Origin of the sequence: Streptomyces sp. CB02261, assembly GCF_001905665.1 — a bacterium.
Classification (GTDB): Bacteria; Actinomycetota; Actinomycetes; order Streptomycetales; family Streptomycetaceae; genus Streptomyces.
In genome coordinates this window covers 1-13,887 of the sequence record NZ_LIVX01000006.1, presented here as the reverse complement: position 1 = coordinate 13,887, position 13,887 = coordinate 1, and the positions used below count along the sequence as shown (strand labels likewise).

The following is a 13,887-nucleotide window of genomic DNA, read 5'->3' as shown; positions in this document are numbered from 1 at the left end:
CCACCCAGGGCGCGCTCGGGATGGTCCCGCCCCGCGCCCTTCGCCGACAATACCGGCCAGCCCGCCGTCGTACTCAGCACCTTCACCCTCTCTGGCCTATACGTGCAGTGCTTCAGGGACCACCAGAACGTGGTCGTCAGTGGTCAGCAGCTGACGCCACAGGCCGGCCCTCACGTGGATGGGCTGCTGCGCGACCGAGGCCGTCGGCGACCTCACCCGGAGTCGGCGGGATGGCACCGCCCGGACGACCTCTACCTGACCGGCGCGGCTGAGGCGCCCTCAGCTTCCACCTCCCGGGTCGTCGGGACAACGGCTCGGTCCTTCTCCAGGCAATGAGTGATGAGGGCGCTGGGTTGGGGGAGTGGCCGGTGGTGGTGAGGGTTCCGGTAGAGCCGGTGGAGGCTGCGAGGGAGGCCGACGCGGTCGAGGCGGCGCTGTCCCATCCTGCTCTTGCTGTGCGGGGCCCGCTGTTCGGCGGGCCGTCGCCCGGTTAGAGACCGAGCCCGTCGACGAACTCACCGTGCTCGCCACCCGCTACCGGGTCGTACGGGCTGAGGAGTACGCGGCCCTCGATCCGGCGGGCGACGTCGAGATGCCCAGGCCCACCGATCCCGAATCCCTCACTCCCGTCTGGAACCGCGGCGCCGGCGCGAACAGCCCGAGGATCGATGACGGCCTCCTCCTGGACCCCGGCGCACCGCTGTCCTCGAGCCAGGCCGCCGAGCGGCTGTCCCTGCGTTCACTGGCCTACTCCGGGACCCGGTTCCCCGACATGGTCCTGGCCGACTCCGCCCGGGCAGTGGAGACCCACCCCGATGTCCTGCTGATGCCCACCGCGTTCCTCGTCGTTGAATGGTCCGGCGCCGATGAGGCGTGGACGCCGGCCAGTGGCCTGCTGGCCAGCGGCCACGACGCCCGGCAAATACTCGACTTCACACTGACCTGGTGGAGACCGCGCCACAAGGGCCTGATCCCCTACGACGCAGCGATGGACACCGACGCACGCACCCTGGTGGCCCGTACCGACCGGCCGGCGCCTGAACTCGCCCTCCCCGTCGACGCCGCAGACCGACTACGCACCGGCCACGTCAACCAGGTCCAAGCCGCCGGCACCCTCTACCGGATCGCACGCTCCCGCCGCCTGCTGCGCCCGGGCCCCGACGGACCCGAAGGCCCACGCCCCCGTCCGACATCAGCACGCACACCCCTGAAGCCCTTCACCCGCGCCTCGGCGAGGACGGCACCGTCCACTACAACAACGCCGAGAGCGACCCCGCCCTCTGACACGGACCATCATCCACGGCTGTTGCTTCGGCGGGACCGAGCCCGCCGCACCCACGCCGTCCCCACCGTCAGGGCGGTCTCAGGGGTGAGCCCGCTGCGGACAGCCTCCGACCTCGGCAGACCGGAGAGGGGGGCAGGGAGGCAGCAGGGCTGGAGGCCCGGATGTGCGCCGTCTTCCCTGTGGGCGTGCTTCGCGGTGGGCCTGGCGAGTCTGGCTGCCACGTCCGCCATCGCTGCACGCCAATCGGGTCCGTCGGGGCCGTCCAGAAACTTCCTGAACGGCCCGGACGGCTTCGCAACTACTTGAGATTGACGGTGCCGGTGAGGATCCGGTGGTCCGAGCACTTACCAGAGTCGCAGTTTTCGGCAATCGCCAGCGAGTCGGCACTGTAGCTTCCAGGGCCCGCCAGGGAAGCCTCGGAAACGAAGATCAGATCGATCTTCTGCATTCCGCCGCACGCGGCCGGGGCCAGCGCTTTGGGATTGTCGGCCGTCCACTCCCCGTACCCGAGACAGTTGCTGCTGTCGTTGTCGTCCAGCTCCCTGAACGATCCCCGGTTAGACGTGTTGAGGTTCGCGACGTTCAGGCTGGACGAGTAGTACGTGTCGAGCGAGGAGTAGTGGGGCTGAGCGTTGAAGTCGCCGGCGATCATGACGGTCTGGCCCTGTCCGACCCAGCTGTCCAGCTGGACCTGCACTGCCGCCAACTGCTGCAGCTTGTGCTCGTTGGTCACGCCCTTGTCCGTGTTGATCGCCGCGATGTGGGTGGTGCAGAACCGGGTGGTGGAATCATCGCGAAGCGGGGCGCACAGCATGTTGCGCTGCTCCGAAGAGGGGTCATCAGGCAGCGCGATCCGGTCCGCGGTGCCCAGCGGGCGCTTGCTGAAGATCGCGTTACCGAATGCGGCGCCGCCGCAGACGCCTGTGCCGGAAGCGATGCTGGGCTCGAAGCGGGCGAAGTTCGTGGAATCGGCGGGCCAGCCGGCCGCGCGCAGCTTGGTGACAAGGGTGTCCCACTGCCCCTTGCAGAGTTCGTTGAAGGCTACGAAATCGGCGTTGCGGTTCACGATCGAGGCCACGGCCCCGTCCACCATGCCTGTGTCGGACTTCCCGCCGTGGATGGTGCTGCCGCCCACGTTCCACTGCCAGATGTTGTAGGTCTTCGCGCTCGTCGTTTCTGCCTGCGCCGCCGCCGCAGGAAGCAGTGCGGCGCACAGTGCAACCGCCAGAGCACTCGTAACTCGACCGAACCGTGCCATAAGATCCCTCCCCTTCTTGCGCATCATGCCGTCCCGAGGCTGATGCGTCCGTACATGCGCAGGTGATCTTAACGACGGACGTGTCGCATCCGGGCGCCAGGTTGCTGGGGGCAGGCGGCCGGTGTGGTGCGTCCAAGGAGGTGGCCGTCGTACGCGGACGGCGAGCGCGGCTACAGGGTGATGTGAAGGCGGGCACCGCTGGCGGCGGGGACGAGGGCGGAGAGGGCCGGGGCGTCGGGGGAGGGTCAGGTGCCGAGGGGTTCGATGATCTCGCTGACGCGCCGGCCTGGGAGGGGGGTCCATCGTGGGGTCGGCGCCAGGCCTCGGTGGGCGACGACCTGGCGGTGACAGTCAGCTGCCCCCCGGGGCAGGTCCCCATCTCCGGTGGCGCCTATGCGACGGTCGGCCAGCCGCTGTACTCCAACATGGTGGCCCTCGTCGAGAGCATGCCCGCCCAGAACACGCAGGGGGCCTACGGCTGGACCGCGGCGGCCCGCAGCGGGCCGAAGCCGCTGACCGTGACGGTCCACGCGGTGTGCATCTACGCCCCGGCCGGCTACGAAGTGGCCGAGCAGTACCACTTCACCATCGACCGCAACGCCCCGCTCGTCACCACCTGCCCCACCGGCAAGGTTGCGTTCGGCGGCGGCGGAACGGTCTACGGCGGAACCCGGAACCTGAACCAGTCGTACCCCGGCCCGGCCGGGAGCGCCAGTCCCAACCAGTGGATCGTCTCCGGCTACGACGTCCATGCGGAGCAGTTGCGGGTCGACGGCTACGCGATCTGCGCCGATCCCATCGCCGGTCTGACGACGACCCGCTACACCCACACGACCTCCGACGACGTCGCCGGCGGCGTCTTGCAGTGCGCCACTGACAAGAAGGTCGTCGGCGGCGGAGCGGCTGTCACCGGGTACGACGACACTCTGGTGACCAGCAGGCCCCTGACCGCTGCGGAGAGCGGCGCCCGCGACGGCTGGCAGGTCCAGGCGACCGGCAACAGCACGCCGCACGGCGTCGACCTGTACGTCACCTGCTACTGACCGCAGACCGAGCAGACGGCTGCCTCGCAGAGACAGGCCTGACCATCCGACCCAAATGAGCAACGACACGACGGTCCTGTCCCACTGAACGACCAAGATGGGCCACTGGCCACCCGCCTGATCAGCGCAGGCGCGAAAGTCGCAACAGGGCCTCGTTGCGGACCTCTGGGTCTGAATCAGACGTCAACGTTCGCAGTTGCGTGATCAGCTCGACGCCGCCCTCTCCGGTCGCCCAGCGTGGGTCACAGTCGAGTTCCGCAGCGAGCTGATCAGCCGTCCCTTCGTCAGACGCCACCGCACGGGCCGCGAGCACGGCACGCAGGCCGGCCAGATCCCTCCGAGCCAGCAGAGCAGCAGCAGTCTCGGAGGTCACCCCGGTGTCCTGAGCATCCAGGAGGAGGCGGTGCAGGACACCGGCGACGCTCTCGATCCGAGGCGCCGCCGCCAGCCGTCGCCCTGCAGCTGCCCTGACGCGCCAGGCCGGAGAGTCGGCTTCAGCAATCGAGTGGCGAAGCTCTTGCTCTGTGAAGTCTTCCACGGCACCAGACTCCCAGCCGGACATCTCGATCAAGCTTCGTTGTGACCGCACCGCAGCAGTCAATCTTCGGCGAGAACGGTCCGCCTTCACGCGACAGGCAACGACACCACGAGTTCAACCTCAGTAGTCCGGGGCGTTCTTCGTCCCCGTGGGACTCCCTAGCGCGGTACTCGTCGCCGGTGCTCTCACGACGTTCGCCGCTACCATCCGGACCGGCCCCCGCTGCGAAACATCCGACTCGTCCACTTGCCCGCCCTCTTTGCAGGCCCTCCGAGTGCCCTGAACAGGCGCCGCGAACCGGGTGATCATATGGTTTTGTGCGTGTGTACCGACGACACGCACGAGTGGGATGGAGCTCTACCCCTTGTAGGAGTTGATGAGCCGGGCCATGTGCTCGCCGGCGACCGTCAGAGGCGTCTCGCTCTTGTAGACCTGTGCGGTGAGTTCGGCGCCTTCGAGGGTGCTGATGACGGTGGTGGCCAGGTCGTTTGCGTCGCCCTCCGGGAATCCGGCTCCGCGAAGCGTGTCTGCCACGATGTCCCGCCAGTGCTGGAAGGCTTGAGTGACGGCGTGCTCGATAGCGGGGACTCGTCCGGTGGTTTCCAGTGCGGTCGCGCTGATCGGGCATCCGTCCACCCATGCGGAGTCGCGCAGGTGGCGGGCGAGCGTGCGGGCGCAGGCGGCGATGGCCTTCGCCGGGTCGGCCTCTTCGGACAGTGACGCCGACAGCAGGTCGGCGAACTCCTGGTCGGCATGCTGGACTGCGGCCACGCCCACGGCCTGCTTGCCGCCGGGGAAGAAGTGGTAGACCGAGCCGAGCGTGGCCTGGGCCTCCTGGGCGACCTGTTTGATGCCGGTCCCCTCATACCCCTGCCGCTGCATCAGCAGGGAAGCCGCACGAACGATGCGCTCCCGGGTGCCCAGCTGTGGTGTGGTCGCCATGTGGCCGAGCCTACTAGATAAAACGTTCGCTCTAGCTTGTGGACCGCGTGAACACCGTGCTAGCTTCCGGGGACTAGATAGAACGTTCGTTATGGTGAGTTCTGGAGACGAGGAGTTTGAGATGGACCACAAGCGGATCACCGTCAACGGCCTGGACCTTGCCTACGTCGAAGCAGGGGAGGGCCCGCTCGCCCTGATGCTGCACGGCTTCGACACACCCAGGCTCTACCGGTACCTCATGCCCGCGCTGGCCGAGGCCGGATACCACGCCGTAGTCCCCACCATGCGGGGTTTCGCCCCCTCCCAGATTCCGCCGGACGGCAGCATGCGCCTTCCCGACCTGATCGCCGACGCCAACGCCCTGCACGAGGCGCTCGGCGGCGGATCCGACGCGGTCCTGATCGGGCACGACTGGGGCGGCTTCACCACCTGGGGAGCCGCCGCGGCCGCACCCGAGCGGTGGGCCAAAGTGGTCGTCAACGACGTCCCGCCCCTGCCGTTCTACGAGCGCAACAGCGCGGATCCCGACAGGATCGAGCGGTACGTCCACTTCTACTTCTTCCAGATGGCCGTAGCCGACCAGCTCGTCGCCGCCAACGACCTTGCCTACCTCGACTGGCTCTGGGACCACTGGACGGGCAACGTCCCCGGCTACGACTCCACCGAGGACCGCAAGGCCATGAAGGAAGGACTCAACACGCCTGAAAGGCTCCACCTAGGCCTGGAGCTCTACCGACAGAACTTCCCCGCCGCAACCTTCGGCACCCCGCGTTGGGAGATGGCCCGCGTGCTGGACAAGTTGCCCTCTCAGCCCACCCTGTACCTCCACGGAACCGAGGACCCCGTGGTCGACGAGGCGACACTCGCCGACATTCTCGCCGTACTGCCCCCCGGATCGGACGCCGCAATGATCGAAGGCGCCGGCCACCATCTCCTCGCCGAGAAGCCGCAGGAAGTCAACCAGCGAATCCTCGCCTTCCTGACCCGCTGAACACGCCATCGCGGCGCAGGTCGGCCATCAGCCGATGGCCCGATGGTCGACTTGCTCCGAGGCGAGCAGGGACCTCACGCATCGGCAGCTTGGCGCTGGCGAGGCCGACGCCGAGCGGCAGCAGGGCGCGGAGGGAAGCGATCAGCACCATCAGGGCGGCAGCGACGGTCTTGCCGCCGACCGTAAACGCTTCGCGTACGCCTGCAGTGTGTCGGTGCGGGGGAGGAGCCCGTCGCCGTCCCAGAACGACGACGATGTCCACGCCGCCGTGGTCGCGGTACAGCCGGAGGAGTTCAGCGGCCGCATCGTGCAAGTGGCGGGCTCGGGGTGGGACGGCATTGATGCCGCGCAGGCATACGTGTGGGTACGCCTCCTATCCGGCCGTGAACGGCAAGCCCTCATAAGAGACATCCGGAAGGCGAACCCCTGACCTGCCCGGGCGGCGAAAGCCTCCATCCCTGCTGGTCAGTGCCTGCACGCACATATGCGGCTCGAGTGACGTACCTCCTTCGCCGCCTCAGCCCAGCCCAGCCCACACGAGTCTCCGTCCCGCGATCTCCCCGCGCCGGGCAGTCACCACGTCCGCCCCTCCCGGGCGGAACCGCGCAGGGCGCCCCCAAGTCCCGCGCACACCAGAGACAGGCAACCGGCCCGCCCCACAGCAGCAGGAGGAATGCATGCCCGACCACACCACGCCCGAGCCGAAGCCGGGAAGCGGACTGCTCCTCGCGCCCCGCCGCATCAACCCCGCCCGCTCGCGCGCTCCGGTACCTCGGCCCCGGCCCTGAGACCTCCGCGCCGACCGCCCGGGACCCGCGCGCCCGCGCCGCCGCCGAGCGCGCCGCCGCCGGCGACTGGACTGCCGAACCCGCCGCCTCCGCGCCCCTTCAGCCCTGGCCCTCCCGGCGGCGCCTCGGCGACGGTCCGGCCGATCCCGGACCGCGGCCGTGCCGCTGCCGTAGGGGCGGCTCTGGCCCGTGCCGATATGGTGTGCGCGGGTGAGGCCCGGTGCCCAGTGTCTGGGGGCAGTACCGCCGGGCCGCCCCCCTCTCGCCCTCTCGCGTGAGCACCCTGGTGCTGGGGAGTGGGTGCGATCACGGGGCGGGTCTGCCTAGCCTGGGTGCACGTCCAGGGGGGTCCTGGAGGAGTGTGGATGCCCCGTCCACTGTGGTCCGGAGCGGTGTCGTTCGGGCTGGTCACGGTCCCGTGCAAGTTGGAGGCTGCCGTCGAGCGGCATGACGTGTCGCTGCGGCAGGTCCACGTGGAGGACGGGGGCCGTGTCCGGTACCGCAAGACGTGCTCGATCGACGATCGCGAGCTGCGCGAGGACGAGATCGGCAAGGGATACGAGGTCAGCAAGGACCACGTCATCCCGATCACGGACCAGGACCTGGCGGACATGCCGCTGCCCACCGCGAAGGCGATCGAGATCGTGGCGTTCGTCGACCGGTCCTCGGTCGATCCGGTGCAGTTCGGCGCCGGCTCCTACTATCTGTCCGCCGACGGTCAGGTCGCTGCGAAGCCGTACGTCCTGCTGCGGAAGGCGCTGGAGCGCAACGAGAAGGTGGCGGTCGCGAAGTACGCGTTGCGGGGCCGCGAGCGCCTGGGCCTGCTCCGCCCCATGGGCGACGCGCTGCTGCTGTCCGGGCTGCACTGGGGCGACGAGATCCGCTCCTCCGGCGAGCTCACCCCGCCCGAGACCGAACTCACCGAGGAGGAGATCGAGGGCGCGCTCGCGCTGATGGACACGATGACCGTCGGCTCGATCACCGAGCTGGACGTCACCGACCACTACACCGAGGCGTTCCACGAGGTGATCGCCGCGAAGGCCGAGCACCGGGCACCGAAGCCGGTCGAGGAGGAGGCGGCGCCGGCCGGGCAGGTGGTCGACCTGATGGCCGCGCTGGAGGCATCGGTGGCCGACGCCCGCGAACGCCGCGGCGAGACGTCCACGGGCGAGGCGACCGTGCACGAGATGCCCACGCCGAAGAAGAAGACGCCCGCCAGGAAGACGCCCGCGAAGAAGACGGCCGCGAAGAAGACCACGGCGAAGAAGACCACCCGAAAGCGCGCGTCCTAAGGCTTCCCGCCCGAGCGCCTCTGCGGGCCAGCCCTGAAATGGAAACCATGGTTTCCACGTCAGGGCCGCCGCCCTTGATGTGCCGGAGGCTTGTCGATTCCGAGGCTCCCCCAGGGGGCGCACAGGTCGCACATCTCCAGCTCGGGGAACTCCTCGAACGTCATCCGCACCTCCTCCTTGCTGAGCAGGGATGGCATGTTCTTGGCGGTCGAGCAGTTCCCGCGGTGCAGCACCGGATGACCCTCGACCGCGCGGGAGGGCAGCACCTTCCAGGACATCTCCCGCCGGGCGACCTCCCGGCGCCGGCGCTCCTGCTCCTGCTGGGCCTCGAGCTCCCGGATCGTCCGCTCGGCCTGGTCCAGCTGCCACCGCAGCCAGTCCCGCAGCGTCCGCTGCTTCTCCAGCCGGTCGGCTATCGGCATCTCCACGACAGGCACCCGCTCACGCCGCCTCGGCCACACCCGTGACGGCGGCCGCGACGTCCTCGTGGCTCTTCAGCGCCATCCTGGCCGCGATCAGCTCGGGGCCGCGTTCCGGCTTGCTCCAGTACGCGTGTGTGGAGACCGCGACCGACAACTCCCGCACGAGGTCCCACAGCCGCTTTTCCTCGGCGGCCTGCTCCGGGGTGTAGCCGGGGGACGGCTCACGCCCGCCGGCCACCTCGCCGGTATGCGGGTGCACGGTGCCGGGCCAGCCGGGCAGGGGCTCCACCGACCAGGGCAGGGCACGGCACAAGGCCTGGTACTCGGCGCGGGCCTGATGGAGCCGGGCCTGGAGGCTTTTCAGGTCGTCGGGGAAGCCGTAGGGGTCCTTCTTCGCGGTGCCGTTGTCGCTCACCTCAGAAACGTACCTCTGTTCGATTTCTGGAAGCCAGCCACCACACGCAACAGACCGTGACCACCCTCCAGCGACCCGGAACCAGCCCCCCCCGGCGACACTCCGCCCACCGGCCCCCCTCGCCCCCAGACGGGCGACGCACGGCCGTCACCCGGCCTCCCGCACCTTCACGCCCAAGGGGGGCCAAGGCACGGCGCGCACCGCCCCAGAACGCCGCAAGAGCCCGCCCAGAGCTGATGAACCCAGGTGACTTCCCTCTCCGCTCTCGACCACGCCGCGTTCGTCCAGCCCCGCTGCTCCCTGTGCTGGCGCACCGGCCCGGCCGCCGCCCTGGACACCCCCGCGGACTTGCTGCACGCCGCCGCACGCGAGCACCTCACCCACGCCCACCCCGGCGCACCCGACGACGCGGTCGAGATCGTGCCCAGCCGTGCCGTCATCGGCTGGGACGGCATCGAGCCCCCGCACGAGTGGCACAATCGCGTCTTCCCACCCACCTGGTGACTGGCGGCGCTCCGGTCAGCCCTCGTCCTCGTCCTCGCCCTCGTCGTCGTCGTCCTCGTCCTCGTCCTCGTCTGGTTCTGCGTCGCCGATGGTGACGCGGACGTCGTGGGACGGCCTGGAGGAGCTGGATCAGGTAGGACTCCACGCGGCCCAGAGACCGGCGGACCCCGTCCGTGTCCTCGCGCCGTCCGTGCATGTGGACACCCAGGGCGGCCGCCGCCGTCGTCACCGCCGCCCGGGCCGTGAACTGCGTCAATGGCGTGTTGTCGGCCTCCGGGTCGTCGGGGTCGAGGAGCTGGAACACCGTTCGCTCCAGCCGTGGCACCAGCAGCGCGAGCATGAGTTCCCGGTCCGGCCCGACCTCGTCCAGCCACCCCAAGAAACGCCAGCAGCCGGGCGCGGTCCTCGTCCCGCGGACCGCCCGGCCACACCTCCGGGTCCAGCACCGGCGCCGCCCCCAACGCCGCCAACGCCGCCAACGCACGGTAGATCGCGTCCGCGCCCACCGGGTCCACGCTGTGGATGCTCCCCCCCACAGCCATTGCCGATGCCGAGTCCCGACACCGCCCCCACGGCTCTTTCACCTACACGACGCAGCCCACCAAGGAACGCATCCCCACGCGGGGCCGGCGCTCCGCACGCGCCCCGCCGCGCGCCTCGGGCCAGAGCCTGCCGCGCAGATGCACTCCCGGGCGCCTGCATGGCCGTCTCCCGGTCTTCTGCCTCGTCCGGGTCTCTCTGGGCGGGGCGGCGGCGCTGAATCCCGAGAGCGGCGCCGCAGGACGTCGCGTTCCCGTCGTACGCGCGGAACGCGAAGAGGGCCCGAAGGCGCGCTCAAACACCTACGGGCCCTCCTCGGAGTTCACTTCCATTTCTCCTGGCCGGTGCACAGTAGATGGCGGCAAGTGAGGGTCAGCTCACGGACGCGCTCCAGCCGTCCTCGGCCGCGACGAACAAGGCACCCCTGTGCAGGTCAAGGCTGCAGGTGGCAGTGGCCTTCCCTGTCCGGGCGAACGGGCCGGGTCCCCGGAACGCGTCGGTATGGAGATGAAAAGAATTCGGATCGGTGCAGCCGACGGTACGCAGTCGCCGGGGCGTTGAAGCGTTCTCGGGGGTGCGCGGTGGCAGGGCGAGTTGGAGCTGCGCGGCGGCCGGGCGCTCTGTCTTGTAGTCGGTGTGTGGCGCTGTCCAGGCGGCCATGACGAGAGCTGCCTGTGAGGGTGTACCGGACGAGGGCGAGCTGTCGGCGAGGGAGGGGGGCGTTCGTTCGGGAGCCCGAGGTGTCTCGATGAGGTCTGGGCGGCCTGCGCGTTCTCTGAGGGCGGCGGCAAACCAGCGGGTGACATCCGGGCCTCCTTGGCCGGCCCAGGTTCGGATCACCTCCTGGAAGGCCGCCTCACGGCGGCGGGTACCACGTTGCGACCCGGCGGTCAGGATTGCTTCACCCGCCCCCGAGAAGGCTCGGCACAGCTTCAGTACGGGGACGCGATCCGCGCGGGCGGCGTAGCGCACGGAACGGAGTTCCAGCATGACGTGATGCAGAAGAACGGCGGCAGCGTGTGCGTCGGGGCCCAGGTCTCCGCCTGGCGGCCGCTGCGGGCGGCCCGACTGGCTGGTGCGGGGAGGGATGGCCGCGTCCGCCCGTCGGCCGGCGATCGACAGGTGCCATGAACGGTCGTCCAGGCGGTACTCGCCACCGGCGGCGCGGAGTCGGCCGCCCGGGCCCAGGGCAATCCCGATCTCCCGCACTCCGGCGTCCAGGATCACTCCCCGCGTGTCCGAAAGGCCGAAGGCGATGTCGGTGACGTCATCCAGCCACACGTCCAGCAGGGCGAGCGGTGCGGGCTCATCGACAGCGAACTTGCGATCAGCGACTAGTTGCAGAAAGGCGGTCAGGCGAGTACCCGCACGCTCTACCCGCAGGTGGCGGACGGACGCCACCGTCAGATCGTAGTCGGGGACCAGCTCATCCACGCTCTGGCGCGTAAGGCGGCATTGCGGCGCCATGACGTACCCGCGATAGTCGCGACCTGGCGTATGCGGCTTGGCCGGTGGTAGGAGCGATTCGATGTCGTACCCGGCAATCGCGGCCTGCTCGGTCATCCATCCGCGCTGCCGCTCGCCGAGACAGGCCATCCACTCCAATACGGTCGCCGCCCGCCGCTCGCGTTCAGCAGCATTAGACGTGCTTGCGGCCCAAAACAGCGGAAACAGATTGTTGTCCCACACATCCGACGCCGCGCGAATAGCTTCCCGGTTGAAGAGGCGGACGTCTGCCGCAGCTTCCGTCATCTGATGCAGTGAGCGGTCCAACAGCGCCGCCAGGACGGACATGGCCGACGCGGGACGCAGGGGCGAGCGCGGCGCATCGAAGGGTGTAGGGGCAGGTATGGCCACGTCGTGATCGTCGCACAACGGAGGCATTACCTGGCAGGTAATCGTCTTCTCCGGCGCCACCGACGAAGCTTGATCCATCGAAGCGATCAAACAGTCAAGCGATCACGAACGAGGAACAACATGAATATACGGCGGCATACACGCACCGGACTGCTCGCGGTTGCCACTCTCCTCGCCGGCCTCACCATCGGCGCGCCGACCATCGCCGCCGCGACCGCCGAGGGCGGCGAGTGCGCCGAGGTCCGCGAGAAGGTGGACCGCCTCGAAGGACGGATCACCCCCAACGCCTGTGCCTTCATGAAGCGGCAGATCGCCTTCGGTGAGGCCCCCAGCCTCCAGACCTACCTGGACATCTTCGACGAGGAGGGCAGCCTCTGGGAGGCCGGCGGCAAGCCCCAGCGCGGCCACGACGTGATCGGCGCCGCGATCACCAACTCGCCTTCCCGGGCCCTGTCGCGGACACCCCCATGGCCCGCGCCCCCTCGGGGGTACAGATGATCTTGCAGAAAATCCCACCCATTTATGGAACGCCGAATTCTGGTCGACCTGGTGTTCCCTGAGTGAGATTCCCTGCATTTCTAGGTTCCTTTTTGGGGTGGAGGCTCGGACGGGGTGCTATTTGAGAGCTCAGCCCCCGGGGCCGCGGCCTCTGAGTCCCCATTCGTCGAGTCCGGCGTAGATCGTGGCGGTGAGGCATAGGGGTGCGTCCATGACTTCGGCTTCGCCGCGGTAGACGGCGATCAGTGAGTCGGTACCGCGCCACCAGGTGTCCGCGAGGGCGTTGTGGTCGTGCGAGCCCACCGGCGGACGTGGTCCGTCAGGGCCAGGGCTTCCACCCAGCCCTCGGTACTAGCGTGCAGGGGAACCCACTTCCCGGAGTGAAGACCGAATTCCCCGTTCGGGCCGATCATCAACGAGTAGGGGAGAGCCGTACGCTGCATGCCGGCCCCGAAGTACCAGTCAGGATCCGGACCCTGGGGTACATCCCCGCTGAGCGTTCGAGGCCCCCGTCATAGCGAGGTGAGGGAGGAAGGGCCAGACCGCCTCGAAGGAGGCCACCCGGTCGACCTGAGCTGCAGGGATCCCGTGGTCCATCCACCGCGCCCTGTACTGCTCCACCTCGTAACGGCCGGTCCAGTGGCCGTGACACTGGACAAATCCTTCGCGCCCTGTACTGCTCCACCTCGTAACGGCCGGTCCAGTGGCCGTGACACTGGACAAATCCTTTCGCCCTGCGAGTAAGCCCTTCAGGGGTATCTTTGTCGATCGCCATTTTTCGCCCCAGCGTATGCCTCATTTTCGCCAAACCTACATGCTGAATCCCTGTGATGCACGTGGGAAGGCAAGCGAGCAAGCCGCGAGGCTTCAGGAGCGCGGCGAACAAAGCGGCACTTCTCCCCGTCTACCGCTCACCACCCTTGCCCGACATGCTCGAACTGGCGTAGCGCACCCAGCTCCAGCATGTCGGGAGAACAGCATGAGACCTAGGGCATCCGCATCAGACCTCCTGCACATGGCGGAACAGGCGATGAAGATCCGGATGGTGTGGGAGGAGACCTGCTCGACACATTGGGGCCGGCCCTCCCATGAAGTGGAAGAAGCTCTTATCCAGGCAGCCACCCGGTGGGGCGTCCCCATCGACAGCACCTTCACCGCGAGAGCGGCCCACGAAATTCACGCCGGCTCATGGGAGTAGCACCCCCGGCCAGCCGGGCCTGCGGCAGCGGGCCACACGGTCCTGGAGGCGCAGCCGGAAGGACCGTTAAGGCGAGGGAGGGCAGCGGACCCGCCACCCCGGGCCGAGCGAAAACCCAAGCCCCGGAGAAAAAGGGCAGGGTCGGGAGCGAACCCCGAGCCCCCTCCCCGTAGCCAGCAGCCCGCGGAGCGGGCTCGACCTGGGAGCGCAGCGGACAGGTCCCCAAGCAAGGAAGCGGAGTGAACCTGCTTGAGGGCTGAAGCGCAGCGAAAGCCCAAGAGGGACGAAGCGCAGCGAAAGCCCAAGAGGGACGAAG

14 protein-coding genes are annotated in these 13,887 nt (G+C 68.8%); 7 read left to right on the top strand and 7 right to left on the bottom strand.

Annotated features, from left to right (window positions below; all coding sequences use genetic code 11):
• Positions 1–520 precede the first annotated feature (520 nt).
• On the top strand, positions 521–1,591 hold the full coding sequence (locus tag AMK29_RS20365; RefSeq protein ID WP_241845568.1) for a DUF5954 family protein: 1,071 nt from the start codon (positions 521–523) through the stop codon (positions 1,589–1,591).
• On the opposite strand, the gene AMK29_RS20360 is transcribed toward AMK29_RS20365, so the two are convergent.
• Entirely contained in the window at positions 1,584–2,570 is a 987-nt protein-coding gene (locus AMK29_RS20360; protein WP_241845567.1) for an endonuclease/exonuclease/phosphatase family protein, read from the bottom strand. The genes AMK29_RS20365 and AMK29_RS20360 overlap by 8 nt on opposite strands.
• 317 nt (positions 2,571–2,887) lie before the next feature.
• Here AMK29_RS20360 and AMK29_RS20355 point away from each other — a divergent pair, with 317 nt between their 5' ends.
• Complete coding sequence (locus AMK29_RS20355) at positions 2,888–3,586, top strand: hypothetical protein (protein WP_158071344.1); 699 nt, start codon at positions 2,888–2,890, stop codon at positions 3,584–3,586.
• A 121-nt stretch (positions 3,587–3,707) separates the two neighbouring features.
• Here AMK29_RS20355 and AMK29_RS20350 read toward each other — a convergent pair whose 3' ends face one another.
• Both AMK29_RS20350 and AMK29_RS20345 read right to left on the bottom strand, forming a co-directional pair.
• On the bottom strand, positions 3,708–4,157 hold the full coding sequence (locus tag AMK29_RS20350) for a hypothetical protein (RefSeq protein ID WP_198942295.1): 450 nt from the start codon (positions 4,155–4,157) through the stop codon (positions 3,708–3,710).
• 324 nt (positions 4,158–4,481) lie between these two features.
• On the bottom strand, positions 4,482–5,066 hold the full coding sequence (locus tag AMK29_RS20345) for a TetR/AcrR family transcriptional regulator (protein WP_073814897.1): 585 nt from the start codon (positions 5,064–5,066) through the stop codon (positions 4,482–4,484).
• A gap of 121 nt (positions 5,067–5,187) precedes the next feature.
• On the opposite strand from AMK29_RS20345, the gene AMK29_RS20340 reads away from it, so the two are divergent.
• From AMK29_RS20340 to ku, 3 genes are all read left to right on the top strand, one after another.
• Positions 5,188–6,057, top strand: a complete 870-nt coding sequence (locus AMK29_RS20340; RefSeq protein ID WP_073814895.1) for an alpha/beta fold hydrolase — start codon at positions 5,188–5,190, stop codon at positions 6,055–6,057.
• A 34-nt stretch (positions 6,058–6,091) separates the two neighbouring features.
• Positions 6,092–6,487, top strand: coding sequence for a hypothetical protein (locus tag AMK29_RS36490; RefSeq protein ID WP_073814894.1), 396 nt, complete (start codon positions 6,092–6,094; stop codon positions 6,485–6,487).
• Positions 6,488–7,210: 723 nt separating this feature from the next.
• Positions 7,211–8,137, top strand: a complete 927-nt coding sequence (gene ku / locus AMK29_RS20330) for a non-homologous end joining protein Ku (protein ID WP_073814892.1) — start codon at positions 7,211–7,213, stop codon at positions 8,135–8,137.
• 59 nt (positions 8,138–8,196) lie between these two features.
• Here ku and AMK29_RS36485 read toward each other — a convergent pair whose 3' ends face one another.
• Both AMK29_RS36485 and AMK29_RS35795 read right to left on the bottom strand, forming a co-directional pair.
• Positions 8,197–8,559 (bottom strand): DUF6233 domain-containing protein, encoded by a 363-nt coding sequence (locus tag AMK29_RS36485; RefSeq protein WP_073815764.1) that lies wholly within the window; start codon positions 8,557–8,559, stop codon positions 8,197–8,199.
• Positions 8,560–8,578: 19 nt separating this feature from the next.
• Positions 8,579–8,974 (bottom strand): hypothetical protein, encoded by a 396-nt coding sequence (locus AMK29_RS35795; protein WP_073814890.1) that lies wholly within the window; start codon positions 8,972–8,974, stop codon positions 8,579–8,581.
• A 246-nt stretch (positions 8,975–9,220) separates the two neighbouring features.
• Between AMK29_RS35795 and AMK29_RS20315 the strand changes: the two genes are divergently transcribed.
• Positions 9,221–9,478, top strand: coding sequence for a hypothetical protein (locus AMK29_RS20315; protein WP_073814888.1), 258 nt, complete (start codon positions 9,221–9,223; stop codon positions 9,476–9,478).
• Between the two features lie 912 nt (positions 9,479–10,390).
• Here the strand turns inward: AMK29_RS20315 and AMK29_RS20310 are convergent.
• A complete protein-coding gene (locus AMK29_RS20310) occupies positions 10,391–11,953 on the bottom strand; it encodes a hypothetical protein (protein ID WP_143202927.1) in 1,563 nt (520 codons plus the stop codon).
• 42 nt (positions 11,954–11,995) lie between these two features.
• Between AMK29_RS20310 and AMK29_RS36480 the strand changes: the two genes are divergently transcribed.
• Positions 11,996–12,373 (top strand): hypothetical protein, encoded by a 378-nt coding sequence (locus AMK29_RS36480; protein WP_073814882.1) that lies wholly within the window; start codon positions 11,996–11,998, stop codon positions 12,371–12,373.
• A gap of 129 nt (positions 12,374–12,502) precedes the next feature.
• On the opposite strand, the gene AMK29_RS36760 is transcribed toward AMK29_RS36480, so the two are convergent.
• Positions 12,503–12,676 (bottom strand): hypothetical protein, encoded by a 174-nt coding sequence (locus AMK29_RS36760; RefSeq protein ID WP_198942294.1) that lies wholly within the window; start codon positions 12,674–12,676, stop codon positions 12,503–12,505.
• Between the last annotated feature and the right edge of the window lie 1,211 nt (positions 12,677–13,887).